Below are 26,302 nucleotides of genomic sequence, written 5' to 3'. Positions count from 1 at the left end.
ATCAGCGCGGACGGCGCGGCAGACGTGTCGGTCCGCCGCCCTCGTTGCCCGTGGAGCGATCGCTCGACTGCTGCAGACCGATCAGCTGGGTATCGGTCGTCGCCCCCACCGGGTGGTGCAGCGCCCCGCCTTCTGCCGCTTGCTGCTGTTGACGACGCTTCGTACGCTGCTCGATGCGGTACGCGACGTAGCTCAACGCCAGGCACATGGCGACGTAGATCGTGCCGCCGATGATGGCCGTTTGGATGAGGGGCGAGCTGTACACCGCATTCGAGCCGAGCAGCTTGATGACATACAGCAGCTCCGGGTACGTGATGATGAAGCCGAGGGCTGTGTCCTTGAGGGTGACGACGAGCTGGGCGACGATGACGGGCATCATGGCTCGGATCGCCTGCGGCAGCAGCACGAGTCGTAGCACCCCGGCCTTGCGCAGACCGATGGCGTAACCCGCCTCGCTCTGGCCGCGCGGCAGCGACTCGACGCCGGCACGGATGACCTCGGCGAGCACCGAGCCGTTGTACGCGACGAGGGCGATCACGACCGCCCAGTAGGGCTCCATCCGGATGCCGACGACGGGCAGGCCGTAATAGAGCAGCATCATGAACACGAGCACCGGGACGGCGCGCAGAACCTCGGTGACCCAGCCGACCGGGATCCGCACCCAGGCACGATCCGACAGGCGCCCGATCGCGAGGATGAATCCCAGCACGAGGGCACCCACCGCCGCGGCGGCGAAGGCGGCGAGCGTGGCCAGGGCCCCGTCGAGCAGACGCTGCCAGATCGTGGCGTAGGTGAAGATCTCCCACTTTTCGGCGGCGAACTGACCGGTGGCGGCGAAGCGCCAGATCACCCATCCCGCCGCCGCCGCGATCACGACGATCGTCAGAACCCCGAGAACGCGGTTGCGGACGATCGCCTTCGGTCCGGGGACGTCGTAGAGGACGGAGCTCATCGCGCGACCTTCCATCTGCGCTCCATCGCCCGCTGCAGCCATGCGAGAAGCAGCACGAGGGCGACGAAGATGACCATGACCCACAGCAGCGTCACGAGCTGGTTCTCGCCGCGCTCGCTGAGGTTGCTGCGGACCGAGCCGAGGTTGAGCACCGAGAAGCCCGCGGCGACGGTCGTGTTCTTCAACAGCGCGATGAGCACGCTCATCATGGGTGGGATGACCGAGCGCGTGGCCTGCGGCAAGACGACGAGGGTCATCACCTGACCGAACGTGAGCCCGAGTGCGCGCGCGGCCTCTGCCTGGCCCACCGGAACGGTGTTGATGCCCGAGCGCAGCGTCTCGGCGACGTAGGTCGCCGTGTAGACCCCGAGGGCGAGCGTGGCCAGCAGGACCGCGTCGATGCGCTCGCGCAGCAGGATCGGCAGGCAGAACGCGAAGAAGAACATGACGAGGGTGAGCGGGGTGTTGCGGATCCAGTTGACGTAGACCGCGCCCACCGCCCGCGCCGCGGGAATCGGCGAGACGCGCATGGCGCCCACGACGAAGCCGAGCACCAGTGCGAGGATGCCGCCTCCGACGAACAGCACCATCGTCCCTCTGAGCGCCTCACCCCAGAGATCGAGGTTGTTGGTGATGATCTCCACCGCGCCGCCTTCCATCGTTCTCGTTGTCGTCGTCTGGATACCGGATGCCGGCGGCAGCGCACTCGTCGCTGCCGCCGGCATGCCTCAGCTCGCGGCGTCGACCGGGGGCTGCGTCGCCTTCACGCCGGAGGCGCCCAGGTTCTTGTCGAAGATGGCCTGCCAGGTCGTGCCACCGTCGGTGAACATCGTGTTGATGAACGCCTGGAGCGCGGTGTCGCCCTTCGCGATACCCACGCCATAGCGCTCCTCACTGAAAGGCTCGCCGACCACCTTGAGCTGGTCGGGGCTCTGCGCCGCGTAGCCGATGAGGATCGCTTCGTCGGTGGTGACGGCATCGACCTGGCCGTTCTTCAGGTCCTCGACGCAGGCCGAGTAGGTGTCGTACTCCTTCGTCTTGGCCGGCGTCTCATCCTTGATCCGCTGGATCGAGGTCGACCCGGTCGCCGAACAGACGGTGTCCTCTGCGGTCAGCGCGTCTTTTCCGGTGATCTTGTCGTTGTCGGCCGCGACCAGCAGACCCTGACCGGTGATGAAGTAGGGGCCGGCGAAGGAGATCTGCTGCTTGCGCTTGTCGGTGATCGAGTACGTGCCGACGTAGTAGTCGATGTCCCCGTTCACGATGGCCTGCTCGCGGTTGGCCGAGGCGATCGGCTGGAACTGGATCTTGTCCTCGGCAACCCCCAGCGATGCGGCGATCCAGCGCGCGATGTCGACGTCGAAGCCGCTGCGCGTGTTGGTCACCGGATCCAGATAGCCGAGGCCGGGCTGATCCTCCTTGACGCCCACCGTGACGGTGCCGGAATTCTTGATCTTCTCGAACGTGGGGCTGCCGTCGAGCGTCACGTCGGTGGCGACCGTCCAGGGATTGTCCGCGGCACCCGACGCGCCGCCGGTGGAGCCCGGCTCTGCACCGGGCGTGCCGCTGTTGCACGCGGTGAGGGCGAGCGCGGCGAGCGCGACCCCAGCGACGCTGGCGGCGATTCTCTTCTTCTTCAGCATGTGATCCTCCTGTTTCGTATCCATCTCTCGTTGACCGCGCCGGTGCGGGGCGCGGACGTCTTCGTCAGTGCGTGATCAGCTTGGAGAGGAAGTCCTTCGCCCGATCGCTCGTGGGCGCCGTGAAGAACTGGTCGGGGCTGGCCTGCTCGACGATCTGTCCGTCGGCCATGAAGACCACGCGATCGGCGGCCCTTCGTGCGAAGCCCATCTCGTGTGTGACCACGATCATCGTCATACCGTCCTGAGCGAGACCGACCATGACGTCCAGAACCTCGTTGATCATCTCCGGGTCGAGCGCACTGGTCGGTTCGTCGAACAGCATGACCTTGGGCTTCATCGCCAGCGCGCGGGCGATCGCGACACGCTGCTGCTGGCCGCCGGAGAGCTGTCCCGGCAGCTTCGATGCCTGATGCCCGACGCCGACGCGCTCGAGCAGGATCTTCGCCTCGGCCTCGGCATCCGCCTTCTTCATCTTCTTGACCTTGATGGGACCGAGCGTGACGTTCTCGAGGATCGTCAGGTGCGAGAAGAGATTGAAGGACTGGAAGACCATCCCCACATCGGCCCGCAGTGCGGCAAGCGCCTTGCCCTCCTTCGGCAGTTCCTTGCCATCGATGGTGATGGTGCCGCTGGTGATCGTCTCCAGACGGTTGATGGTGCGACACAGCGTGGATTTACCCGAACCGGATGGGCCGATGACGACGACGACCTCCCCGCGGTTCACGGTCAGATCGATGTTCTTGAGCGCGTGAAACGCGCCGTAGTGCTTCTCGACACCGGTGACGACGACCAGGGGATCCCCCCGCCGGACCGTGATGTTCGACGTCGCGGGAGCCGGGCTGGAATGAGACATGTGGGCCAGCCTAGGCAGATCCTGTGGACGGCGCCCGACTTATACACAGGATCTTGACCGAGTCGTCACCGACCCGGAACAATACGCGTCAGCGTTCGCCGCGCTGCGCGAATGCCGTTTCGTACAGGCACACGCTGGCTGCGGTGGCGAGATTCAGCGACTCGGCACGACCGTAGATCGGAAGTCTCAGCGAGAGGTCGGCGAGAGCCAGCGCATCGTCGTCGAGACCGCGCGCCTCGTTGCCGAACAGCCAGGCAGTGGGCGCGGACAGCGCGTCGCGTCGCGCGAGGAAGTCCTCTCCCCCGACGTCTGCCGCGACGACGCGCAGGCCGGCCGCGTGCGCGCGCTCGACGGTTGCCGACAGCTCCGCGCCGACGGCGACGGGCACGTGAAACAGCGAACCGGTCGTGGCGCGCACCACCTTCGGGTTGTACGGATCGACCGTCCGCCCGGTCAGCACCACGGCGTCCGCGCCAGCGGCATCGGCGGCGCGGATGATGGTGCCGAGGTTGCCGGGGTCGCGCACCTCCTCGCAGATCGCGATGAGCGTCGGCGAGGCGGCGAAGATGTCCTTGAGCGACGTCGGCGACTGTCGTGCCACGGCGACGATGCCCTGCGGGGTGACGGTGTCGGCCATCGCGTCGAGCACCGCCTCGGTGGTGAAGACGATCTCGAGGCCGGCGTCTCCCGCGGCATCACGGATGTCCTGATGACGCTCCATCGCCGTGGGCGTGGCGAACAGCTCGACGAGGGTGTCGGGGCGGAAGGCGAGAGCCTCTCGGGCCGCCTGGGGTCCTTCCAGCAGGAACAGCCCGGTCTCCTGTCGGGCGCTGCGCTTGGTCAGCTTGGCGACGGCGCGCACACGTGGAGAGCGAGGGTTTTCGAGCACGATCTCATCCTAGGGAATGAAGAAGGGGTGTCCCCCGCTGGGAGGACACCCCTTCTCGTGCTGTGTGGGCAGTGATTACGCCTTGGGCGCGTTCACGTCCGCCGGCAGCGCCTTCTTCGCCGTCTCGACGAGCGAGGCGAAGGTGGCCGGCTCGTTGACGGCCAGCTCGGCGAGCATGCGACGGTCGACCTGCACGCCGGCGAGGCCGAGGCCCTGGATGAAGCGGTTGTAGGTGATGCCGTTCTGACGGGCCGCGGCGTTGATGCGCTGGATCCACAGGCGGCGGAAGTCGCCCTTGCGCTTGCGGCGGTCACGGTACGCGTAGACCAGGGAGTGGGTGACCTGCTCCTTGGCCTTGCGGTACAGGCGCGAACGCTGTCCGCGGTAACCGGATGCGCGCTCGAGGATGACGCGACGCTTCTTGTGGGCGTTGACGGCCCGCTTGACTCTAGCCATTTTCTTCTACTTTCTCGTCTGCGTCAGCGCTCAGATGCCGAGGAGCTTCTTGGCGACCTTCGCGTCGCCGGGAGCCAGGATCTTGTCCGCCGACAGGCGGCGCGTGCGCTTGGTGGGCTTGCCTTCGAAGTTGTGGCGGAGGTTCGCCTGCTGCTTCTTGATCTTCCCGCTACCGGTGACCTTGAAGCGCTTCTTGGCACCCGAGTGGGTCTTCTGCTTCGGCATGTCTCTATCCTTCGTTGTGGTTCCCGCGGGGCGGGAGCTCTGGGGGCCGGGAGGCTGCGCCTCCGGCCTGCGGCCTTACTCCGCGGGAGCGGGCTCGGCGGCGGGGGCGACCTCGGGCTCGGCGCCCGGGGCGCTGCGCGCCTGGCGTGCCGCCTCCTTGTTGGCAGCACGCTGGGCGTTCTGCTCGGTCTTCACCTCGGACTTGTTCTTGTGCGGGGCGATGACCATGACCATGTTGCGACCGTCGATCGTGGGGTTCGACTCGACGGTGCCGTACTCCGCGACGTCCTCGGCGAACTTGCGCAGCAACCGCACACCCTGCTCCGGGCGCGACTGCTCACGACCACGGAAGAGGATCATGGCCTTGACCTTGTCGCCGGCCTGCAGGAAGCCCTCGGCGCGCTTGAGCTTGGTCGTGTAGTCGTGCGCTTCGATCTTCAGACGGAAACGGACCTCCTTGAGAACCGTGTTCGCCTGGTTGCGGCGCGCTTCCTTCGCCTTCTGCGCAGCCTCGTACTTGAACTTGCCGTAGTCCATGATCTTGACCACGGGCGGCTTCGAGTTGGGGGCGACCTCGACGAGGTCGAGATCTGCTTCCTGAGCGAGGCGCAGGGCGACCTCGATGCGGACGACGCCGACCTGCTCACCCGCGGGTCCGACGAGGCGGACCTCGGGAACGCGGATGCGGTCATTGGTGCGGGGATCGCTGATGCGGAACTCCTTAGTCGTACGGGTGGGTGCCACCGGACACAGGGGTGTGTCTCGGGCGGAAGATCGTCACGTCCACCCCGCACGACGCGCACGTCGGCTTCGTTCCTGCACCCTCACCCGCCCCGACTGCTCGGTGCGGCGACCTCGACGGACGAGGCGGAGTGCGTGACCCGGTAGCCTGGAGCGGCAAGCGCGGGTGGGATGTGATCCTCTTTCGTTCCGGAGCAGAACACTCCGGCGCCCGCACAGTCTAGCAGAGAGCAGCACGTGGACACGATTCCTTCCACCCCCGACCCGCACGACGCCGAACGGCTCGCCCGATGGGAGGAACAGGAGCGCGCCTCCGCCGCCGCTACCCGCGACATCGCCGACGTTCCCGCGGTGGAGGTCATCACGACCGCAGCCGTGCACCTGATGAGCGCGGCCGCCGTCAAGACCGGCCTCGCGGACGACCCGGAGACGCAACGGGATCTCGACGAGGCGCGCAAGCTCATCAACGCCCTCGCGGGGCTGATCACGGCCGGCGCACCGGAGATCAGCGACATGCACGCGCGCTCGCTGCGTGACGGCCTGCGCTCGCTGCAGCTCGCGTTCCGGGAGGCATCCGTCATCCCCGACCCGATCGGCAAGGGCCCGGGCGAGAAGTGGACCGGCCCCGTCACGTGAGACGCCGCGGCGATCAGCCGCGGACGAGCTTGACCGTCAGGGAATCGACCAGCACGGCGATGCGATCGTCGGCGGCCCACCGCGCCGCCAACCTCTGCAGGGTGGCGTCCAGCTGGGACTGGTCGAGCCCGTCGACCAAGTGCAGGCGCACGATGAGTTCCGGGCCGCGCAGACGCGCCTGCGGATCGCCCGGCGCCACCGACAGATCCAGCACGCCCAGTTCGGAGCCGACCGACTCCTGCAGCCCCGCGTACACCTCCGGCGAAGTGTGCGCGGGTTCCCACGCCAGCCCCTGCCCGAGGGCCCATACCGCGGGGCGACGCAGCACGAACTCGGTCTCGGATGCCGGGTCGATCACGATCAGGTCGGTGTCGTCGGCAGCGGCGGCCAGGGCGGTGCGGACGCCGTCGGCCGGCACCGGCCGCGCCTTCGGATCCCACGCCGCCATCGTGCGCACCGACGTGAAGACGGGCAGCACACGCCGTCCGTCGGGCGCGGCAACCGTGACGATGGAGAGCTCCTGCGTCTTGTCGACGGTGTGACCGGACGGGGCGATTCCGACGTCGCCGGCCTCGGCGACCAACGGGATCAGCAACCGGGCGGAGCGGTAGGCGTCCACGACCGCGCGCGCATCGCCCTCGCCTCGGCCGAACGCACGCAGCGCCGACAGCAGCGCGGGATCAGCAGAGCCGTCGTCACCGGCGTGCGGATTGGCCTCGAAGGAGCGCCCCGCCCACGGCACGCCGGCAGAGTCGGTAGCGCAGGTGTGCGCCGCGGCGTCGTCGGGACGCTCAGCCTGCGGCGACATCCAGCGCCTCGGCGAGGGTGAAGGCCCCCGCATAGAGTGCCTTGCCCACGATCGCGCCCTCGACGCCGAGGGGAACGAGCTCCCGCAGGGCGGCGATGTCGTCGAGATTCGAGATGCCGCCCGAGGCGACGACCGGCTTGACCGTGCGCGTGGTGACCTCGCGCAGCAACTCGAGGTTCGGACCCTTCAGCGTGCCGTCCTTGGTGACGTCGGTGACCACATAGCGGCTGCATCCCGCGTCCTCGAGGCGCTCGAGCACCTGCCAGAGGTCGCCGCCGTCGCGTGTCCATCCGCGCGCGGCCAGCGTCGTGCCGCGCACGTCGAGCCCGACCGCGATCGCGTCGCCGTAGCGACCGATCACATCCGCTGCCCATTCGGGGTTCTCCAGCGCGGCGGTGCCGAGGTTGATGCGGGTCGCGCCCGATTCGAGTGCGGCTTCCAGTGTCGCGTCGTCGCGGATTCCTCCGGACAGCTCCACCTGCACGCCCTTGAGCTGCTTGATCACCTTGCGCAGCACCGCGGAGTTGTTGCCGCGCCCGAAGGCGGCATCCAGATCGACGAGATGGATCCACTGAGCGCCATCGCGCGCCCACGCCAACGCCGCATCGACGGGATCGCCATAGCTCGTCTCGGTGCCGGCCTCGCCCTGAGTCAGGCGCACAGCCTTGCCGTCAGCGACGTCGACGGCGGGCAGAAGGATCAGTTCGGGGGTCGACGCGAAATCGTTCATGGCTCCAGGAAAGGTTCAGTGGCCGCGACGTGCGGACACGAGGACACACAAGCAGAGAGACTACTACCGGGTGCGGGTGAGCTCCTGCGGAAGCGAGGAGATCCAGTTGGCGAGCAGGCGGATGCCGGCCTCGCCGCTCTTCTCCGGGTGGAACTGGGTCGCCGACAGCGGCCCGTTCTCCACCGCCGCGAGGAACGGCGTGCCGTAATCGCACCAGGTGAGGGCCGGCTCACGGAACGGGCGCGTGACCTCGAGCGACCAATGCTGGGCGGCATAGGAGTGCACGAAGTAGAACCGCTCGTCTTCCAAGCCGCGAAACAGCGTCGAGCCCTCACCGGCCCGGACCGTGTTCCAACCCATGTGCGGAAGCACCGGCGCATCGAGCTCGGTGACCGCCCCCGGCCATTCACCGAGTCCCTCGGTGTCTTCGCCGCGCTCCACGCCGTGCTCGAACATGACCTGCATGCCCACGCAGATGCCGAGCACCGGCAATCCCCCCGCGAGACGGCGTTCGATGATCTCGTCGCCGCGCGTCGCGCGCAGCGCCTCCATCACGGCGCGGAAAGCTCCCACACCGGGGACGACGAGGCCGGCGGCGTCGTCGATAAGTCCGCGATCTGCGGTCAGCCGCGCATCGGCGCCAGCGGCGACGAGCGCCTTGACGGCGGAGTGGACATTGCCCGACCCGTAGTCGAGCACCGCGACGAGGGGACGGTCGTCGAGATCGGCACCGGTCTGGGGGGCGGAGGCGGCGTCGGTCACAAGGCCCCCTTCGTACTGGGGATGCCGTGGACCAGCGGGTCGAGCGCCTTCGCCTGTCGGAAGGCGCGAGCGACGGCCTTGTACTCGGCCTCGGCGATGTGGTGCGGGTCGCGTCCACCGAGCACCGTGACGTGCATCGTCACACCGGCGTTGAACGCGAGCGCCTCGAAGGTGTGGCGCACGAGCGACCCGGTGAAGTGGCCGCCGATGAGATGGTGTTCGAACCCGACGGGCTCACCGGTGTGGACGAGGTAGGGACGCCCGCTGATGTCGACGACCGCCTGCGCCAGCGCCTCGTCCAGCGGAACGAGGGCGTCTCCGTAGCGCGAGATGCCGCTCTTGTCGCCGAGGGCCTGGCGGATCGCCTGTCCCAGGACGATCGCGGTGTCTTCGACGGTGTGGTGCGCGTCGATGTTGGTGTCTCCGGAGGCACGCACGGTGAGATCGGTGAGCGAGTGCTTCGCGAACGCCGTGAGCAGGTGATCGAAGAAGGGCACCGTGGTGTCGATGCGGCTGTGCCCGGTGCCGTCCAGATCGAGGTCGAGTTCGACCGTGGATTCGCTGGTCGCGCGTCGCAGGGATGCCGTGCGGGAGGCCGGGGTGCTCATGAGCCGAGTCTACCGAGAGCCCGCACGGGGCCTCGGCGTGTTACCCCGACGGTGACGGTCAGTGCGCGCCGGAACCGCCCGGTCCAAGCGACGCGAGCGCATCGAGGAAGGCCGTGGACTCCTCCTCCGTGCCGGCGGTGACACGCAGACTGTGGGCGATCCCGACGTCGCGGATCAGAACACCGCGGTCGTAGAGCCCCTGCCACGTCGTCGCCGGATCTTCCACACCCGAGAAGAGCACGAAGTTCGTCCAGCTCTCGAAGGGACGGTATCCGAGCGCATCGAGGGTCGCAGAGATCCGGTCACGCTGAGCGACGATCTCGTCCACCATGGCGAGCATGGCCGGCGCATGACGCAACGCGGCGGAGGCTGCTGCCTGGGTCAGCGCGCTGAGGTGGTAGGGCAGTCGAACCAGACGCAGCGCGTCGATGACGGCGGGGTCGGCCGCGAGGTAGCCGACGCGAGCGCCCGCGAAAGCGAAGGCCTTGCTCATCGTGCGCGACACCACGAGGCGCGGCCGGTCGGCCAGCAGCGTCAGCGCGGACCGGGAATCGCGGGGAGCGAACTCCTGGTAGGCCTCGTCGACGATCACGATGCCCGGCGCCGCGTCGTAGACCGCCTCGATCACATCGAGACCCAGCGGCGTTCCCGTCGGATTGTTCGGCGCACACAGGAACACGACGTCGGGCTGCGCACGGTCGATCTGGGCCGCGGCGTCGTCGGGGGCGAGCGTGTAGTCGACGCCACGCGTCCCGCTGACGTAGGTCGCACCCGTCGCGCGAGTGAGCAACGGATACATCGAATAGGTCGGCGCGAAACCGAACGCCGTCCGTCCGGGGCCGGCGAACGCCTGCAGGAGGTGCTGCAGAACCTCGTTGGATCCGTTCGCGGCCCAGATCTGCGCGGCTGAGAGGCCGTGACCCAGATACTCGGCGAAGCCTTCGCGCACGGCGGTGAACTCACGATCCGGGTAGCGGTTCACCTCCCGAAGAGCGCGCGCGATGCTGTCGAGGATGTCGTCCGCGACCGCTTCCGGCACCGGATGAGTGTTCTCGTTGACGTTCAGCGCGACGGGCAGCGGAGCCTGCGGGGCCCCATACGGCGTGAGGCCGCGCAGGTCATCTCTGAGAGGAAGGTCATCGAGTCGAACGCTCACCCTCACCATCGTAGGGGTCGCCGCGAGACCCGGACGAGGTCGGTCAGCGGCCGCTCAGCGACCGGCGGAGTACTCGGCCGGGATCGCGATGCTCTGCCCGGCGTCGAGGCTGCCCGAGTCCAGCGCATTGAGCCGCACGATCGCGTCGACCGCGTCCCGCGGGTCGACGTCGGGAGCGACCGCGCGCGCGATCGACCAGAGCGTATCGCCCGGCTGCACCGTGACATGGGTGAACGTGACTCCCGACGCCCCCTCGTTCGAGGCCAGCGCACCGCCTCCGGACACGATGCCGATGCCGAGCGCGACGACGACCGGGACCGAAGCGAGGAAGGCGAGCACCCGGCGACCGCGAACCGTCAGGCGCAGACGGGTGACCGGGGCCGCCGCGATGACACGGCCACGGGGCGAAGCGCCGAGGATGTCGATCGTGGTCATGAGTTCCTCCTTGAAACGTGTCCCGCTCCGGGGCGTCGAGTTGAAAGCGTCACTTCGAAGATTCGATTCGAGATTCGCATCCGCCTCTCGGCCGGGAGAGGTGGATGCGAATCTCTGTTCCGAATCTATCTTCGATAGTGTTCGAGTGTCAAGCCCTGCCGTTCTCGCAGATGAATCGAACCCGACACGCGTACACGTGCCGGACGACCGTGCGAAAACCGGATACGGTTTCGACAAGATGACCCCATCACCAACCTCCGACATTCGAAGGCGCTGCCTTCCGGGGACGCGATCGAAGGAGCGCGCGACATGGCCGACAAGCCTCAGACACGCAGGCGTAAGAGCCTCAGCGACAAGCAGCTGAAGATCCTCGAGGTGATCCAGACCTCCATCGCGCGCTTCGGCTACCCGCCGAGCATGCGCGAGATCGGCGACGCCGTGGGCCTGAAGTCGCTGTCCAGCGTCACGCACCAGCTCAACCAGCTGGAGCTGAGCGGTTATCTGCGCCGCGACGCCGGCAAGACGCGCGCGATGGAGGTCCTCATCGACCTGCCGGGTGCCGCCGCGGAGAACCCCGCCGACCTCACCCCCGCGCTCGGTGACGCCGCGCTCGTCCCCCTGGTCGGGCGCATCGCGGCAGGCGTACCGATCACGGCCGATCAGCAGGTCGAGGAGATCTTCCCGCTGCCGCGTCAGCTGGTCGGCAAGGGGGATCTCTTCATGCTCAAGGTCAGCGGCGAGTCGATGATCGACGCCGCCATCTGCGACGGCGACTGGGTCGTCGTGCGTTCCCAGCCGACGGCCGACAACGGCGACATCGTGGCGGCGATGCTGGACGGCGAAGCGACGGTGAAGACCTTCCGACAGCGGGACGGTCACACGTGGCTGCTCCCCCGCAACTCCTCCTTCGAGCCGATCCTCGGCGACGACGCCGTGGTTCTCGGTCGCGTCGTGGCCGTCCTGCGCGCGGTCTGAGCATGTCGCGGGCGCGCGCCGTCGTGTCGGCCGTCGCGGTCGTCCTGGCCGTCGTCTGCCTGCCGCTGTCCATCCTGAGCGTGTGGGCGAGGGTGCAGCTGGTGGATGAAGAGGCTTTCACCGCGACGCTTGCGCCGCTGGCCCGCTCGGCCGTCGTCCAGGACGCGGTGATCGCGGCATCCACCGACGCCGTCGACGCGAAGCTCGACACGAGCGCTCTCGCCGGCTCGATCGTCGACGGCATCATCGCCCTCGGCGTCGGCGATCGGGCTGCTGACGCCCTGCGACGACTGCAGGCGCCCGCCGCTGCGGCCGTGCAGACTCTCGTGCACGACGCGATCGCCGAAGCGATTCGCTCCGACGCCTTCGCAGCGGTCTGGGGCGAGGTTCTTCGGCAGTCTCACCGCGCGCTGACGCTCGCCGCAACCGCCGATGGCGCCGGCCTCGTGGTGCAGACCGATGCCGGACTCGGTGTGCAGGTCGGCGCCGTCGTGGCGGGCGTGAAGGAACGCCTGAGCGCGCGTGACGTCGCGTGGGCGACGCTCATCCCCTCGGTCGACCACGTCGTGATCATCGGCTCCGGGGATGCCCTCGCTGCCGTCCGAACGGGCTATGCGCTCGGCGTGAACGCGGGATGGTGGATGCCGGTCGCCACCGCGATCCTGTTCCTCGCCGGGATTGCGCTCGCTCGGCGACGCGTCGACACCCTCCGGTGGGCGGCGCTCGGGGCGGCGGCGGCTCTCGGAGCACTGCTGATCGCAGCGGCGGTCGGCCGCGCGGCGGTGTCGACCGCCGCCGCCGGAACGGCGCTGACACCGGCCGCAGCCGTCGCGATCTACGATCAGCTGCTATCGGCGGTGGTCGGCGCGTCCGGCGTAGCTCTGGCGATCGCGCTCGCCGTCGCCGCCGGCGCGTGGCTCGCCGGTCCATCGACGCCGGCGGTGGCGGTTCGCCATGCGTGGCGCCGCTGGGGGCTTCGCCGCGCGGCGGCAACCGCGTCCTCCGACTGAATGCCCCCTACGAGCGCCGTTCAGGGATCAGCCCCGCGGTGCGCAGCACACCCAGAACGGTCTCGTGATTGTTGAAGGCGTAAAGGTGGACGCCCTCGGCGCCGCCAGCCACCACGGCCCGGGCGAGCGCGGCGGCATGGGCGAGACCGACCTCGCGCTGCGCCGCGGCATCCGGAGCGGACTCCAGTGCCGCGGCGAGGGAGTCGGGGCGCGCGTCTCCGGTGAGCTCGAGCACACGGCGCAGGCGCCCGGGCGAGGTGATCGGCATGATTCCGGGGACGATCGGAATGACCACCCCGGCCGCCCGGGCACGAGCGACGAAGTCGAGGTACTCGTCGGCGTGGAAGAAGAGCTGCGTGATGGCTGACGTCGCCCCGGCGGCCTGCTTGGCCAGAAGCGCGTCGATGTCCTCGTAGCGATGACGCGAGCGCGGGTGACCGTTCGGGAACGCAGCGACCGCGATGTCGACGCGGTCGCCGTCGATGACCCGAACCGCTCCCGGAACGCCCGGGATCTCCCGCTCGCGGTACGTCGACCGCTCCGCGTGCACACGTCCGATGAGCTGCACGAGCTGAGCCGCCGACTCCAGATCGCCGAAGACGATGTCGTCCTCTCCGACGCCGAGCGGCGGGTCGCCGCGCACGGCGAGGAAGCGGGTGATGCCGGCGTCGAGGAAGTGGCGGATGACCGTCGTCGCCTCGGCATAGCTGCTGCCGACGCATGTCACATGCGCGACGGGGGGAACCCGCGTTTCGCGGAGGATATGCGTCAGCACGGCGAGCGAGCGATCGGTGGTCGAGCCTCCGGCGCCGAACGTCACGGAGATGAACCGCGGCCCCGCCTCGGCCAGCACGCGGATGGTCTCGTGGAGCGCAGGCAACTGCGCCAGCGTGCGCGGAGGATAGATCTCGAACGAGAACGGAACCTGCGGCGATGCCTCGCCGCCGGCCCGCGCAGCAGCGATGTGCGGTTCGTGAGACGTCATCGCTCGGTGCCTTCTCTCGCGTCGGGGTCGTGCAGCCGGCGTACCGCAGCCTCGGTGCCACCACTGTAGAGCCACCTTGCCGCCCGTCCCCGCGTGTGACGAGACGTGTCCTGCGACGTCGACTGACGCAGGCGCGTAGCGTGGCAGGCATGGTCGATGTGCACCCCTATGGATCCTGGCCCTCTCCGTTCACGGCCGCGTGGGCTTCCGCGTCGTCACCCCGCATCGACGGTGCCGCGCTCGTCGGCGACGAGGTGTGGTGGGCGCAGACGGTGGCCGACGAGGCCGGCCGCACCGCGGTGTTCCGGCGCGATGCCACCGAAAGGGTGCACCCCGTCCTGCCGGCGCCGTGGAACGCCAGATCCGGCGTGCACGAGTACGGCGGGGGATCCTGGGCGGTCGACGAGGCCGGCCGACTGTTCTTCGTCGAACGGCGAGACCAGCAGGTGTGGGTGCGCGAACCCGGCTCGGAGCCGCGTCGCCTGACGAACGACGCGGACGTCCGCTACGGCGGGCTTCGCGCGTCCGGCGGCATACTGCTGGCCATCCGCGAACGGGCGGGCCGTGAACGGGCGATCGTGCGCATCGACCTGCAGGGTGAGGGAGCGAGCGATCTCGTCGCGGGCAGCGACTTCGTTGCTCAGCCCGCACTGTCGCCGCGCGGCGACCGTCTCGCGTGGGTGGCCTGGAATCACCCCGACATGCCCTGGGACCGCACGAGACTGCGTGTCGGTCGCCTGGAGGACGGCGCCGTGGTCGAGTGGACCGACGTGACCGACGGCAGCACGGCAGCGCTCCAGCCCGAGTGGTGTGACGAGGACGACCTGCTCTACCTGGACGACGCGACCGGCCGATGGAACCTCTGGAGACTGCGCCTCGATGCCGATCTGCCGCGGACACCTTTCGCGCCGGCCGATGCAGACACGGGAGGCCCGCTGTGGTCGCTCGGCAGCCGCTGGTTCGGGGTGACCTCCGACGGCGGGGTGATCGCTGTCCGCACCAACGGCTCCGACGAACTCGTCTGGCGCACCGCCGCGGGCACCGAGACCGTGATCCCTCTGCCTGCCACGGCATCGCTCTGCGTCGAAGCGGTCGTGGGGCGTCGGGCGCTGATCTCCGGGCTGGCGCCGGGCATGAGCGGGATCTGGCTCGTGGAGATCGATGAGGAGGCCGCGACGATGCGCGTCGATCTGGTGATCGGGCAGCGTGCAGAGGTCGACGGCGAGGATCTCGATGCGTGGCTTCCCGACACACGCCCGTTCTCGCTCGAAGGCCCGACGGGCACGGTGCACGCGTTCGTGCATCCCCCGCGACATCCGCGGGTGGCGGCACCCGAGACGGAACGCCCGCCGTACCTCGTGCTGGTGCACGGCGGGCCGACCGGCCACGAGGGCGGCGTCGCCGACGCGAAGACGCTGTTCTTCACGAGTCGCGGCATCGGGGTGCTGGAGGTGAACTACGGGGGCTCGACGGGGTACGGCCGCGCATACCGTGAGCGGCTGCGCGGCCAATGGGGCGTCGTCGACATCGCAGATGTCGCGGCATCCGCCACGGGCCTGGCCGCCACGGGCGCGGCCGACCCCGCGCGCCTCGCGATCAAGGGCGGATCAGCCGGTGGCTGGACCGTGCTCGCCGCGCTGGCCCGCACCGACGTTTTCGGCGCAGGCATCTCCCGCTACGGCGTGGGCGACGCCCGCACCCTGGCCGCCGATACCCACGATTTCGAGTCCCGGTATCTCGATGGGCTCATCGGAGCGCTACCCGAGGCCGAGGAGCTCTACATCCAGCGCTCCCCGTTGACGCACATCGACGGCTTCCAGGTGCCGGTGCTGCTGCTGCAGGGCGCAGACGATGCCGTCGTGCCGCCATCGCAGGCCGAAGCGATCCGCGACGCGCTCGCGGCCCGTCATATCCCGCACGCCTATGTGCTCTACGAGGGCGAAGGGCACGGGTTCCGCGGCGCCGAGGCGGTCGTGCACGCGCTGCAGAGCGAGCTCGCGTTCCTCGGCCAGGTGTTCGGGTTCACGACGCCCGGCGTGCCGCCGATAGACCTGGCAGGCTCCTCACCACGTCAGAGCGCGTAGGGCGCCAGCTCCGCCGCGAGTCGCTCGGAGACGTGGGCGTGCACCGCGGTGCCGCCCTCTTCGTGAGCGGTCGAGAGGATGTGGCCGGACTCGTGCACGGCGTTGATGAGGTCCCCGCGGTCGTACGGCACGAGCGCGCGCACTTCGACCGCCGGCAGCGGGAGGGCGTCCTCGATGACGGTGCGCAGCTGCGCGATACCCTCCCCCGTGCGCGACGACACGAACAGCGCGGAGGGCTCGAGCCCGCGCAGCACGAGTCTGGTGTCGTCGTCGACGAGATCGGCTTTGTTGAAGACGACGATCTCGCGCGTCGAGCGCGCACCCACGTCGCCCATCACGTCGCGCACGGTCGCGAGCTGCGCGGCGGGGTCGGGGTGGGAGCCGTCCACGACGTGAACCAGCACGTCGGCGTCGCCGACCTCTTCCAGCGTCGACCGGAAGGCCTCGACGAGCTGATGAGGCAGATTGCGCACGAACCCGACCGTGTCCGTCAGGGTGTAGACGCGACCGTCGGCCGCTTCGGCGCGACGTACGGTCGCGTCCAGGGTCGCGAACAGCGCGTTCTCGACGAGCACACCGGCGCTCGTGAGCCGGTTGAGCAGGCTGGACTTGCCGGCGTTCGTGTAGCCGGCGATCGCGACCGACGGGATCGTGTTGCGCTTGCGTTCGCTGCGCTTGGCCTCGCGGGCGGGTGCGAAGTCACGCAGCTGCTTGCGCAGCTGGGCCATCTTGGTGCGGATGCGGCGGCGATCGAGCTCGATCTTCGTCTCACCCGGCCCGCGTGAGCCCATGCCGGCGCCGCCGGCACCCACCTGACCACCGGCCTGACGGCTCATCGACTCGCCCCAGCCACGCAGGCGCGGCAACAGGTACTCGAGCTGGGCGAGCTCGACCTGGGCCTTGCCCTCGCGGCTCTTGGCGTGCTGGCTGAAGATGTCGAGGATCACGGTGGTGCGGTCGATGACCTTCACCTTCACGACGTCCTCCAGTGCGCGGCGCTGGCTCGGAGCGAGCTCCGTGTCGGCGATGACGGTGTCGGCGCCGACGGCGGCCACGAGGTCGCGCAGCTCCGCCGCCTTGCCGCGGCCGATGTAGGTCGCGGGGTCGGGATGCGGACGCCGCTGCAGCACGCCGTCGAGAACGACGGCACCGGCCGTCTCGGCGAGCGCGGCGAGTTCGCGCAGCGAGTTCTCGGCATCCTCCTGCGACCCTTGGGGGTACACGCCCACGAGCACGACGTTCTCCAGACGCAGCTGGCGGTACTCGACCTCGGTGACGTCTTCGAGCTCCGTGGACAGACCCGGTACGCGCCGCAGCGCCGCGCGTTCCTCGCGATCCCACTGATCGCCGTCGGCGTCACCGGAGGCGACGGTTGCGGCATCCTGCAGCGCCTGGGCGCTACCGAAGACGCGCACGCCAGAGCGGCCCTCGGCACGTGCCAGCACGCGATCCACCGGGTCGAGCGGCGTCTCTTCGCCGTGCTCGTCGGTGGTCTCGGTGGTGTGGGTCATGGATTCCTTCCAGGTCAGCCTTGCAGTCTAGCCTCCCGCGCGGGCGGGTGGCTCCGGTACGCTCGCAGGATGGGGAGTGACCACTACTTCAGCGCCTCCCCGTCCAGCGCCGAGAACCTCCGTCGCATCCGCGTGTCCCTCGGCGGGCGCAGCGGCGAGGTCACGACCGCGGGCGGGGTGTTCAGCCCCGACCACGTCGACGGCGGGACGGCGGTGCTGCTCGCGAATACTCCGCCGCCGCCACCGGGCGGCCACCTGCTCGACCTCGGCTGCGGCTGGGGGCCGATCGCGCTCAGCATCGCCGTGCAGTCGCCCCATGCCACGGTGTGGGCGGTGGACGTCAACGATCGCGCCCTCGACCTGGTGCGCCGAAACGCGCAGGAATGGGGTGTCGGCAACATCAACGCTGTGCGTCCCGAGGATGTTCCGGACGACGTCCGCTTCCGCAGCATCCGCTCCAATCCGCCCATCCGCGTCGGCAAGAACGAGTTGCACGGTCTTCTGGAGACGTGGCTGCCCCGCTTGGACGAACGAAGCGATGCCTGGCTGGTCGTGCAGCGAAACCTCGGGTCCGACTCGCTGCAGAGGTGGCTGGCGGCGACGTTCGACAACGGATACTCCGTGACGCGCGCGGCGACCGGACGCGGCTTCCGCGTGCTCAAAGTGCGCCGTCACGGTGCGGTGCGCACCGGCGCCATCGAACTGCCCTGAGGCTCCAGACCCGCCCTGGGTTTCCAGACCCGCCCTGGGTTTCCAGACCCGCCCTGGGTTTCCAGACCCGCCCTGGGTCCCCCGCGATCGACGCCGCGTCAGGCCAGGCGCACCTCGCCGGAGTAGACGAGAGCCGCCGGCCCCGACAGGAGCACGTGGTCGCCGTCGCCTTCGGCGACGATGCGAACGCCCAGGATGCCGCCGGGCACCTCGACGCTCCAGTGATCGGGCGCCGCGGGACCAGCCCAGTGACGAACGGCGAGGGCCGCCGCCGCGACACCCGTGCCGCAGGAAAGCGTCTCACCCACACCGCGTTCGAAGACACGCATACGGATGCTGCCGACGCCGTTCTTCACGAGCGGGTCGGCCGGAACGACGAACTCGACGTTCGCCCCGGCGACCGGCTCCGGATGCAGCAGCGGCTGCACGGTGAGGTCGAGCTCCTCGAGCTCAGCCGTGCTGGAAAGCGCCACGACGACGTGCGGGTTGCCGACGTCGATGCCCTGACCGGGCCGGGCGACGTCGAGTCCCCGCGCCTTCACGACGGTGTCGCCGTCGATGGCGAAGACGCCGAGGTCGACCTCGAAGCCCAGGTCGCTGCGCGTCAAGGTCTTGATGCCGGCGCGCGTGCCGATGCGCAGCGGTGCGGCGTCGATGTCGGCACGGCCGGTGTCCACCAGGTACTTCGCGAAGACGCGCGTGCCGTTGCCGCACATCTCGGCGGCGGATCCGTCGGCGTTGCGGTAGTCCATGAACCACTCGGCGTCCCCGCTCGCCGCACCCTCGGCGATGCGGGCGCTGCGAACGACGCGCAGGATGCCGTCGCCGCCGATGCCGAAGCGGCGATCGCACAGGGCCGCCACCTGGGCGGCGCTCAGGTCGAGGGCGCCCTCGTCATCGGGCACGATCACGAAGTCGTTCCCGGTGCCGTGGCCCTTGGTGAATGCGATGGACTCTCCCACCCGGTCAGTCTACGGTTTGCAGGCCGCGCCTCGGCCGGCCGCGCGCGAGCGACGTGGCAGGATCTGAGGGTGACAGAACCCGCTCTCTCCTCTCACGCGCTCCCCCTCGACAGCGATGCTGCCGCCGCGATGTGGGACGCCTACCGCGCCGCGCGGCCCGAAGCGGTGCTCGCCGGGGGCGAGTACACCGTCGAGCACTTCGGTGACAACGCCCGGCTCGCCGACGAACTCCTCGACATCGTGCTGTCGGGGCGGAAACGGGCGACGGCAGAGCTCGTGGCCGACTTCGTCGCTCGGGGCGATCTCGTGCCGCGCATCGGATCGCACTGGATCGCGTGCGACAGCTCCGGCGCACCGCGCATCATCATGCGCACGACCGAACTGAGGTTGGGTCCTTTCACCAGCGGCGACGCGGCATTCGCCGCCGACGAGGGCGAGGACGACGGATCGCTGGAGAGCTGGCAGCGCGAGCACCGCCGCTACTGGACGCGCGTCGCCGCAGCCCGCGGAGCCGAATGGTCGGAGGAGGACGAGATCGTCTTCGAACGCTTCCGCGTCGTCTGGCCCCCCGAGCACGCCGACTGAACGACGAGGAGCGGCTCGGGCTGCACGGTGAGTGTGCGGACTTCGCTCACGCCACCGATGCTGCCAGGACGACCGCGTCGACGTCGGGCGCGACCCAGCGCACGTCGGCATACCGGCGAAACCACGACACCTGGCGCCGCGCGTAGCGTCGGGTGAGCGCCTGCGTCTGGGCGATGGCCTCGGACGCATCGAGCTCACCCGCCACGTGCGCCAACGCCTGCGCGTAGCCGATGGCCCGGCTGGCCGTCACGCCCTGCTCGAGACCGCGGTCGCGGAGGGCTGCGACTTCGGTGAGAAGGCCCTCGCGCCACATGCGGGTCACCCGCTCGTCGAGGCGCGCGACGAGGGTTGCACGCTCGACCTCCACACCGATGAGGGTCGTCGGCACGTGCCAGAGCACGGGATCTGCGGGCAGGACGGCGCCGTGACCGCGGTCGCCCTGCACGGCGACCTCGAGGGCGCGCACGATCCGCCGAGCGTTGCGCGCATCGATACGGTCGGCGGTCGCCGGGTCCAGTGCGCGCAGACGCTCCAGGAGCGGCCCGGGGCCGCCCTCTTCGAGATCCGCTTCCAGCTGTGCGCGCAGGATGTCGTCGTGCGGCGGGAAACGGAAGTCGTAGACGACGCTGGAGACGTAGAGGCCCGAGCCGCCGACGAGGATGGCGTCCGCTCCGCGGTGGAAGATCTCTGAGATGACGGTACGGGCCGCTTCCTGGTACGCGGCGACCGCGGCCTCATCCGTGACCTCGAGCACATCGAAGAGATGGTGCGGGATGCCGCGGCGCTCGGCGACCGACAGCTTGGCGGTGCCGATGTCCATCCCGCGATACAGCTGCATGGCGTCGGCGTTGACGATCTCCGCCGGGCGACCGCGGGCGGTGAGCGCTTCCGCGAGCCGCAGGGACAGATCGGACTTGCCCGTGCCCGTGGCGCCCACGACGCCCCACAGACGCCCGGTCACCCGAGGCGGAGCGTCGGCAACCCGAGCGACACCGCGCGGGGTGCGCCCGTCTCGCCCGCGACGCCCGAGGATGTCGGCACGCCGCATGACTCCGCCTGGGTGCGATCCCAGGCATCGCCCGCGCGCGTGCGCCGAATGCGCAGCGGCGCTCCGTCGGGGCTATCGGCGAGCAGGTGGAACGGAGCGGCGTGAGTCACGGTCACTGTCACGACGTCTCCGGGGCGCGGAACGGCCGAACCCCGAGGCAGCTCGAAGTGGACGAGCCGATTGTCTTCGGCGCGGCCGGTCAGGCGGTGGGTCTCGGCATCCTTCTTTCCCTCGCCGGTCGAGACCAGCACCTGCAGCTCGCGGCCGATCTGGGCCTGGTTCTCTTCGAGGCTGATGCGCTCCTGCAGGGCGATGAGCCGCTCGTACCGCTCTTGCACCATGACCTTCGGCACCTGGTCGGGCATCGTCGCGGCGGGGGTGCCCTCACGGATCGAGTACTGGAAGGTGAAGGCGCTGGCGAACCGTGCCTGCGCGACGACGCGCATCGTGTCCTCGAAATCCTCATCCGTCTCACCGGGGAAGCCGACGATGATGTCGGTGGAGATCGCCGCGTGCGGGATGCGGTCGCGGACCCGCTCGAGGATGCCGAGGAAGCGGTCACTGCGGTAGGAACGCCGCATCGCCCGTAGGACGCGATCGGATCCGGACTGCAGCGGCATGTGCAGCTGCGGCATGACCTGAGGAGTCTCGGCCATGGCATCGATGACGTCATCGGTGAAGGCGGCCGGGTGCGGACTGGTGAAGCGGATGCGCTCGAGCCCCGGGATCTGCCCGGCGGCACGCAGCAGCTTGCCGAACGCCTGACGGTCACCGAACTCGACCCCGTAGCTGTTGACGTTCTGACCCAGGAGGGTGACCTCGACGGCGCCGTCCTCGACGAGGAGCCGGATCTCGTTGAGGATGTCGCCGGGGCGGCGATCCTTCTCCTTGCCGCGCAGGCTCGGCACGATGCAGAAGGTGCAGGTGTTGTTGCATCCGACGGAGATCGAGACCCAGCCGCTGTGCACGGCGTCGCGCTTGGTCGGCAGGGTCGAGGGGAAGACCTCGAGCGCCTCGAGGATCTCCAGTTCTGCATCGCCGTTGTGGCGCGCCCGCTCGAGGAGGCTGGGCAGCGAGCCCATGTTGTGGGTGCCGAAGACGACGTCGACCCACGGCGCCTTCTCGAGCACGGCCTCTTTGTCCATCTGAGCCATACAGCCGCCGACGGCGATCTGCATGCCCTCGTGACGATCCTTGCGACTCTTCAGATGCCCGAGGGTGCCGTACAGCTTGCCGGCGGCGTTGTCGCGCACCGCACACGTGTTGATCACGACGACATCGGCCTCGGAGCCCGCCTCCGCTCGCACGTATCCGGCGCTCTCCAACGAGCCGGAAAGTCGCTCGGAATCGTGCACGTTCATCTGGCAGCCGAAGGTGCGCACCTCGTAGGTCCGGGCACGTCCGTCGGCGGCGACGGCGGCGTCCGAGGGCGCGATCAGCGTGGGGGCGGCGGACGGAGAAGTCATGATGCGTTCATTCTACGATCCGTCACCATGCACGAACCCGAGGCCCCGCGCACCGGGAAAACGGCTCACTCGAAGCGCACGGTTCCCGCCGGCGCACGCCGAACCGGTCGCCCGAGTTCTTCGAGGGCCTGCCGCGCTGCGGTCAGCGCGCTCGCACCGTACCCGCGCCGCGCGAGTTGGCCCGACAGCCGCCGCAACGCCGTATCGCGATCGAGGTCGCGCATCGTCCGGGCTTTCTGCCGCGCGAACTCGAGAGCACGGTCCGCATCATCGTCAGGCAGCGCATCGAGGGCCTCGTCGATGACCTCGCGCGGGATGCCGCGGGCCGACAAGGTCTGCACGAGCATCGCGCGCCCCTGTCCCTTTCGTTCCACGCCACTGTGCACGAGCTGCTCCGCCAGTGCCGAGTCGTCGAGATATCCGAGGCTCCTCATGCGGTCGATGACGTGGTCGATCGCCGCATCGCCGAGCTCGCGTTCGCGCAAGAATCGCGATGCCTCCCGTTCGGACAGGGAGCGCGTTCGCAAGCGCTTGATCAGCGCGGCCTCCGCATCGTCGACGACGGTCGCGATGTCGTCCTCCCACACCGCGTCGACGGGCTCCTCCGTCCAGGTCGGATGCCAGCTGAGATCACCCACACCGCCTTCATGCCCGGACGGACCAGGGAACACGGTGGGTGACCCGGGTTGCGGGTCGCGCGGACCTGCCTCATCCGGTGGCTGGTTCGCAGAGGCGGAGGAGACGCGTGCGTCGGCGGCATCCCCGCCGAACAGCGGGATCACGGGGGCGAGCCGCTCGGACTCGCCCCCGTGTCGCGACGTCGTCATCAGGCCGGTCGGCGCGCGGCCAGATCATCGGCAGGCGCGACCTCTGCCCCGCCGCGCGGCTGACCGATTCCCAGCTTCTGCTTGATCTTGGTTTCGATCTCCGCCGCGATGTCGGGGTTCTTCAGCAGGAAGTTGCGGGCGTTCTCCTTGCCCTGACCGAGCTGCTCACCGTCGTAGGTGTACCAGGCGCCGGACTTCTTCACGAGGGTGTGCTCGACGCCGAAGTCGATGAGCGAGCCTTCGCGCGAGATGCCGGTGCCGTAGAGGATGTCGAACTCGGCCTGCTTGAACGGCGGCGCCATCTTGTTCTTGACGACCTTGACGCGCGTCCGGTTGCCGACCGCGTCGGTGCCGTCCTTCAACGTCTCGATGCGACGGATGTCGAGACGCACCGAGGCGTAGAACTTCAACGCCTTTCCGCCGGCGGTGGTCTCGGGTGAGCCGAAGAAGACGCCGATCTTCTCACGCAGCTGGTTGATGAAGATCATGGTCGTGTTGGTCTGATTGAGACCACCGGTCAGCTTGCGCAGCGCCTGAGACATGAGGCGAGCCTGCAGGCCGACGTGGGAGTCGCCCATCTCGCCTTCGATCTCGGCCTTGGGGACGAGCGCAGCGACGGAGTCGATGACGACCAGATCGATCGCTCCCGAACGAACCAGCATGTCGGCGATCTCCAGCGCCTGCTCCCCCGTGTCGGGCTGCGACACGAGCAGCTGATCGATGTCGACACCGAGCTTCTGCGCGTAGTCGGGGTCGAGCGCGTGTTCGGCGTCGATGAAGGCGGCGATGCCGCCGGCTCGCTGCACGTTGGCGATCGCGTGGAGCGTGAGCGTCGTCTTACCCGAGGATTCGGGACCGTAGATCTCGATGATGCGCCCGCGGGGAAGACCTCCCACGCCGAGAGCGACATCGAGGGCGATCGAACCGGTGGGGATGACTTCGACAGGGGCACGGTCGTCGCTGCCCAGTCGCATGACCGAGCCCTTTCCGAACTGCCGGTCGATCTGGGCGAGGGCCGACTCGAGGGCCTTCTCGCGGTCAGCGGGTGAGGGCATGACGTGCTCCTTGTGCTCTGCCGTGGACGGCGCTGCCGGCCTCGGGATTCCGTCGCCTGTAGGCTGTCACGCCCCCTCCCGGCGGGAAGGATGCTGCGACAAGGCGGAGGTGTCGTGATGACGGTGTCCACGCTAGAGACGGTCTCCGACATCGGTCGGCGACAGGCCTCGAATGTGGACAAACGTCCCGAGTCACCTCATGTGCAGGAGCCTACGCCCATCGAACAGAGTTTCGATCACGCGACACGCCGCGCGTCCGTCGCGGATCAGCGTCGGCGCGGCTCCATCAGTCCGACGCCGTGGCGCCGCGAAGCGGGGACGTCCGTCTCGTCGCACAGAGCAAGCCAGATCTCGCGCGGCTCGACGCCGTCAGCGAGGGCTTCGGCTGCGGTCCGGTGACCCACACCGGGCAGAGCGAGGTCGGCGACCAAGCTCGATGCCCGCGCGCCGAACTCGTCCGCGACGGCTCGCGTGAACTCGCTGCGCCGCACGTCAGCGCAGCGACAACTCGGGCTGGACGAGGCCGTCCTCGAGCCCGGCGAGATCGTCGGGAACGACGTCGGGGAAGACCTGCAGGCCCTCCAGCACCGACAGCCGGTCACCGACCTCGCGCATGATGGTCGAGATCGGAACGTCCAGCGCCTCGGCGACCGCCGCGAGGATCTCGCTCGAGGCCTCCTTCTGACCGCGCTCGACCTCGCTGAGATATCCGAGGGCGACACTCGCGCGTCCGGCGACCTGGCGGAGGGTACGACCCTTCTGCAGGCGGAAGTCGCGAAGCACTTCGCCGATCTCCTGACGAACCAGGATCATGTTCGGGCCCCCTCCTCTACTCGAGATTCCCACCGGGTATCGGTGCCCGGGTGGACAACAGTACCCCACGTGCTGGCCACGATAGCCCTCTCGTGCTGGGTAATGAATGGGAATCGCTGTCATGTAACGGCGTCGACACGAGCGGTATTCCCCGCGTCATCTGAGGGCTCAGAGCGTGTCCAGCACCAGCCGGACGGCGCGCGCCGCCGTCTCGGTGCGGATGGCGGCGCGGTCGCCGTCGATCAGCACGGACTCGACCCGTGAGCCCAGCGGAGTGGCGACGGCGATATGCACCGTGCCGACGGGCTGGCCGTCCGGTGACAGCGGGCCCGCGATGCCGGTCGTCGCCACGCCCACGTCGGCGGGCACGCCGTCACGTCCGAGCGCGCGGCGCACGCCCTCCGCCATCTGGCTGGCGACCCGGGGATGCACCGGCCCGTGCGCGTCGAGCAGATGCTGCTCGACGCCCAGAAGGCTCGCCTTCACGTCGGTCGCGTAGGCGACGATCCCGCCGCGGAAGACGCGCGAGGCTCCCGATACCGAGACGATGGATGCGGCGAGCAGTCCCCCGGTCAACGATTCGGCCGCCGCAATGCTCCAGCCGAGGTCGGCGAGTCGGGCGACGAGGCGCTCCGGCTCGCTACTGCGACGACCCGCGGAGACCAGGGTGCTCTCGAGGTCGTCTCCCTCGGCATCCGGATGTTCGTCGTGCGCGCCCCCACGCCGGGACGAGGCGCTCATCGACGCGTGCCCGTCACGGTGCCGCCGCGGGCGGCTCGGGCTCCACGGATCTCGGTGACCACGTAGTCGACGCCGCTCGCCACCGTGAGGACCACCGCGATCCACATCGTCGCGGTGTTCACGACGTGGACCCACTCACCGACCACGTTCCACAGCGGCAGCAGCGCGAGGGAGAGCGCGACCGCCTGCGCGACGGTCTTCAGCTTGCCCATCCACGCCGCGGCGACCACGTGACTGCTCGCGACGATGAGGCGATGCACGGTGATGCCGACCTCGCGGACGAGAACAACGATCGTGACGGCCCAGGGGAGCTCGCCCAGGAGGGAGAGCCCAACGAAGGCACAGCCGGTCAGAGCCTTGTCTGCGATCGGGTCGAGGAGCTTGCCGAGGTCGGTGACGATCTCGTACTTGCGCGCCAGGTAGCCGTCGATACCGTCCGTCGCGATCGCGACGATGAACAGCACACCTGCCCACCACCGCAGCGGGCCGTCGCCGCCCTGATCGGCCAGGAGCATCCAGAGGAAGACCGGCGCGCACAGGATGCGGACGATCGTGATCGCGTTGGGGAGCTGCCGGGGAATCGCCACGAGGCGAGCCTACTCGGGGCCGGTGGTCCGCACGGGCCCCGAGGCGAG

The 26,302-nt window shown here is 69.2% G+C and carries 31 protein-coding genes; 6 read left to right on the top strand and 25 right to left on the bottom strand.

The genetic code is table 11. The features are described from left to right. Position 1: 1 nt before the first annotated feature. The 8 genes from CEP17_RS14615 to infC all read right to left on the bottom strand — a co-directional run bounded on the left by CEP17_RS14615 (position 2) and on the right by infC (position 5,762). Entirely contained in the window at positions 2–952 is a 951-nt protein-coding gene (locus tag CEP17_RS14615; RefSeq protein WP_239498544.1) for an amino acid ABC transporter permease, read from the bottom strand. Then, a complete protein-coding gene (locus tag CEP17_RS14610) occupies positions 949–1,596 on the bottom strand; it encodes an amino acid ABC transporter permease (RefSeq protein WP_036317774.1) in 648 nt (215 codons plus the stop codon). The genes CEP17_RS14615 and CEP17_RS14610 overlap by 4 nt, the downstream gene beginning before the upstream one ends. A gap of 84 nt (positions 1,597–1,680) precedes the next feature. Next, positions 1,681–2,595: a glutamate ABC transporter substrate-binding protein gene (locus CEP17_RS14605; protein WP_112932744.1), complete on the bottom strand. Its 915-nt coding sequence runs from the start codon at positions 2,593–2,595 to the stop codon at positions 1,681–1,683. Positions 2,596–2,659: 64 nt separating this feature from the next. After that, positions 2,660–3,388, bottom strand: a complete 729-nt coding sequence (locus CEP17_RS14600; RefSeq protein WP_204359899.1) for an amino acid ABC transporter ATP-binding protein — start codon at positions 3,386–3,388, stop codon at positions 2,660–2,662. A gap of 148 nt (positions 3,389–3,536) precedes the next feature. Further along, positions 3,537–4,337 carry an RNA methyltransferase gene (locus CEP17_RS14595; protein WP_036318576.1) on the bottom strand — a complete coding sequence of 267 codons (801 nt, stop codon included), beginning with the start codon at positions 4,335–4,337 and terminating at the stop codon, positions 3,537–3,539. 75 nt (positions 4,338–4,412) lie between these two features. Continuing rightward, entirely contained in the window at positions 4,413–4,793 is a 381-nt protein-coding gene (gene rplT / locus CEP17_RS14590; protein ID WP_005048911.1) for a 50S ribosomal protein L20, read from the bottom strand. Positions 4,794–4,823: 30 nt separating this feature from the next. Continuing rightward, a complete protein-coding gene (gene rpmI / locus CEP17_RS14585) occupies positions 4,824–5,018 on the bottom strand; it encodes a 50S ribosomal protein L35 (protein WP_005048908.1) in 195 nt (64 codons plus the stop codon). A 75-nt stretch (positions 5,019–5,093) separates the two neighbouring features. Beyond that, positions 5,094–5,762, bottom strand: coding sequence for a translation initiation factor IF-3 (gene infC, locus CEP17_RS14580; protein WP_082013814.1), 669 nt, complete (start codon positions 5,760–5,762; stop codon positions 5,094–5,096). A gap of 234 nt (positions 5,763–5,996) precedes the next feature. On the opposite strand from infC, the gene CEP17_RS14575 reads away from it, so the two are divergent. Beyond that, on the top strand, positions 5,997–6,395 hold the full coding sequence (locus tag CEP17_RS14575; protein ID WP_036318582.1) for a DUF1844 domain-containing protein: 399 nt from the start codon (positions 5,997–5,999) through the stop codon (positions 6,393–6,395). A gap of 13 nt (positions 6,396–6,408) precedes the next feature. On the opposite strand, the gene CEP17_RS14570 is transcribed toward CEP17_RS14575, so the two are convergent. The 6 genes from CEP17_RS14570 to CEP17_RS14545 form a co-directional block, all read right to left on the bottom strand. Next, complete coding sequence (locus CEP17_RS14570; RefSeq protein ID WP_112932742.1) at positions 6,409–7,203, bottom strand: SseB family protein; 795 nt, start codon at positions 7,201–7,203, stop codon at positions 6,409–6,411. Then, entirely contained in the window at positions 7,187–7,933 is a 747-nt protein-coding gene (gene priA / locus CEP17_RS14565) for a bifunctional 1-(5-phosphoribosyl)-5-((5-phosphoribosylamino)methylideneamino)imidazole-4-carboxamide isomerase/phosphoribosylanthranilate isomerase PriA (RefSeq protein ID WP_036318587.1), read from the bottom strand. Before priA ends, CEP17_RS14570 begins: the two co-directional genes overlap by 17 nt. A gap of 63 nt (positions 7,934–7,996) precedes the next feature. Beyond that, complete coding sequence (gene hisH / locus CEP17_RS14560) at positions 7,997–8,695, bottom strand: imidazole glycerol phosphate synthase subunit HisH (RefSeq protein ID WP_112932741.1); 699 nt, start codon at positions 8,693–8,695, stop codon at positions 7,997–7,999. Continuing rightward, complete coding sequence (gene hisB / locus CEP17_RS14555) at positions 8,692–9,303, bottom strand: imidazoleglycerol-phosphate dehydratase HisB (RefSeq protein WP_036318593.1); 612 nt, start codon at positions 9,301–9,303, stop codon at positions 8,692–8,694. The genes hisH and hisB overlap by 4 nt, the downstream gene beginning before the upstream one ends. Positions 9,304–9,361: 58 nt before the next feature. Continuing rightward, complete coding sequence (locus tag CEP17_RS14550; RefSeq protein ID WP_112932740.1) at positions 9,362–10,468, bottom strand: histidinol-phosphate transaminase; 1,107 nt, start codon at positions 10,466–10,468, stop codon at positions 9,362–9,364. Between the two features lie 45 nt (positions 10,469–10,513). Beyond that, on the bottom strand, positions 10,514–10,894 hold the full coding sequence (locus tag CEP17_RS14545) for a LysM peptidoglycan-binding domain-containing protein (RefSeq protein WP_112932739.1): 381 nt from the start codon (positions 10,892–10,894) through the stop codon (positions 10,514–10,516). Positions 10,895–11,203: 309 nt separating this feature from the next. Between CEP17_RS14545 and lexA the strand changes: the two genes are divergently transcribed. Both lexA and CEP17_RS14535 read left to right on the top strand, forming a co-directional pair. After that, positions 11,204–11,869, top strand: coding sequence for a transcriptional repressor LexA (gene lexA / locus CEP17_RS14540; RefSeq protein WP_036318601.1), 666 nt, complete (start codon positions 11,204–11,206; stop codon positions 11,867–11,869). A gap of 2 nt (positions 11,870–11,871) precedes the next feature. After that, positions 11,872–12,879 carry a hypothetical protein gene (locus CEP17_RS14535; protein WP_112932738.1) on the top strand — a complete coding sequence of 336 codons (1,008 nt, stop codon included), beginning with the start codon at positions 11,872–11,874 and terminating at the stop codon, positions 12,877–12,879. Between the two features lie 7 nt (positions 12,880–12,886). Here the strand turns inward: CEP17_RS14535 and CEP17_RS14530 are convergent, their stop codons facing one another. Further along, a complete protein-coding gene (locus CEP17_RS14530; protein WP_112932737.1) occupies positions 12,887–13,864 on the bottom strand; it encodes a methylenetetrahydrofolate reductase in 978 nt (325 codons plus the stop codon). Positions 13,865–14,013: 149 nt separating this feature from the next. Here CEP17_RS14530 and CEP17_RS14525 point away from each other — a divergent pair, with 149 nt between their 5' ends. Beyond that, a complete protein-coding gene (locus tag CEP17_RS14525; protein ID WP_112932736.1) occupies positions 14,014–15,948 on the top strand; it encodes a prolyl oligopeptidase family serine peptidase in 1,935 nt (644 codons plus the stop codon). Here the strand turns inward: CEP17_RS14525 and hflX are convergent. Further along, complete coding sequence (gene hflX / locus CEP17_RS14520; RefSeq protein WP_112932735.1) at positions 15,936–17,459, bottom strand: GTPase HflX; 1,524 nt, start codon at positions 17,457–17,459, stop codon at positions 15,936–15,938. The genes CEP17_RS14525 and hflX overlap by 13 nt on opposite strands. A gap of 69 nt (positions 17,460–17,528) precedes the next feature. On the opposite strand from hflX, the gene CEP17_RS14515 reads away from it, so the two are divergent. Next, positions 17,529–18,170: a methyltransferase gene (locus CEP17_RS14515; protein ID WP_112932734.1), complete on the top strand. Its 642-nt coding sequence runs from the start codon at positions 17,529–17,531 to the stop codon at positions 18,168–18,170. Between the two features lie 98 nt (positions 18,171–18,268). Here the strand turns inward: CEP17_RS14515 and dapF are convergent, their stop codons facing one another. Further along, the gene (gene dapF, locus CEP17_RS14510; RefSeq protein ID WP_036322049.1) at positions 18,269–19,132 is read right to left on the bottom strand and encodes a diaminopimelate epimerase; all 864 of its coding nucleotides are present in this window, start codon (positions 19,130–19,132) and stop codon (positions 18,269–18,271) included. A 129-nt stretch (positions 19,133–19,261) separates the two neighbouring features. Here dapF and CEP17_RS14505 point away from each other — a divergent pair, with 129 nt between their 5' ends. Then, positions 19,262–19,717 (top strand): ASCH domain-containing protein, encoded by a 456-nt coding sequence (locus tag CEP17_RS14505; protein WP_051039695.1) that lies wholly within the window; start codon positions 19,262–19,264, stop codon positions 19,715–19,717. Between the two features lie 46 nt (positions 19,718–19,763). Here CEP17_RS14505 and miaA read toward each other — a convergent pair whose 3' ends face one another. The 8 genes from miaA to pgsA all read right to left on the bottom strand — a co-directional run bounded on the left by miaA (position 19,764) and on the right by pgsA (position 26,254). Then, positions 19,764–20,678 (bottom strand): tRNA (adenosine(37)-N6)-dimethylallyltransferase MiaA, encoded by a 915-nt coding sequence (gene miaA / locus CEP17_RS14500; RefSeq protein ID WP_112932990.1) that lies wholly within the window; start codon positions 20,676–20,678, stop codon positions 19,764–19,766. Continuing rightward, positions 20,675–22,231: a tRNA (N6-isopentenyl adenosine(37)-C2)-methylthiotransferase MiaB gene (gene miaB / locus CEP17_RS14495; protein ID WP_112932733.1), complete on the bottom strand. Its 1,557-nt coding sequence runs from the start codon at positions 22,229–22,231 to the stop codon at positions 20,675–20,677. Before miaB ends, miaA begins: the two co-directional genes overlap by 4 nt. A 65-nt stretch (positions 22,232–22,296) precedes the next feature. Next, a complete protein-coding gene (locus CEP17_RS14490; RefSeq protein WP_239498543.1) occupies positions 22,297–22,869 on the bottom strand; it encodes a regulatory protein RecX in 573 nt (190 codons plus the stop codon). Between the two features lie 188 nt (positions 22,870–23,057). Continuing rightward, positions 23,058–24,113, bottom strand: a complete 1,056-nt coding sequence (gene recA, locus CEP17_RS14485) for a recombinase RecA (protein ID WP_112932731.1) — start codon at positions 24,111–24,113, stop codon at positions 23,058–23,060. 266 nt (positions 24,114–24,379) lie between these two features. Further along, on the bottom strand, positions 24,380–24,604 hold the full coding sequence (locus CEP17_RS14480) for a DUF3046 domain-containing protein (protein WP_036287224.1): 225 nt from the start codon (positions 24,602–24,604) through the stop codon (positions 24,380–24,382). A 1-nt stretch (position 24,605) separates the two neighbouring features. After that, on the bottom strand, positions 24,606–24,926 hold the full coding sequence (locus tag CEP17_RS14475; RefSeq protein ID WP_005048854.1) for a helix-turn-helix transcriptional regulator: 321 nt from the start codon (positions 24,924–24,926) through the stop codon (positions 24,606–24,608). Between the two features lie 168 nt (positions 24,927–25,094). Further along, on the bottom strand, positions 25,095–25,667 hold the full coding sequence (locus CEP17_RS14470) for a CinA family protein (RefSeq protein WP_036287237.1): 573 nt from the start codon (positions 25,665–25,667) through the stop codon (positions 25,095–25,097). Continuing rightward, on the bottom strand, positions 25,664–26,254 hold the full coding sequence (pgsA, locus tag CEP17_RS14465; protein ID WP_112932730.1) for a CDP-diacylglycerol--glycerol-3-phosphate 3-phosphatidyltransferase: 591 nt from the start codon (positions 26,252–26,254) through the stop codon (positions 25,664–25,666). Before pgsA ends, CEP17_RS14470 begins: the two co-directional genes overlap by 4 nt. Between the last annotated feature and the right edge of the window lie 48 nt (positions 26,255–26,302).

It is taken from the genome of Microbacterium sp. PM5 (assembly GCF_003293595.1).
Classification (GTDB): Bacteria; Actinomycetota; Actinomycetes; order Actinomycetales; family Microbacteriaceae; genus Microbacterium.
The sequence above is the reverse complement of the archived record's forward strand: the minus strand, read 5'-3'. Positions and strand labels throughout refer to the sequence as shown.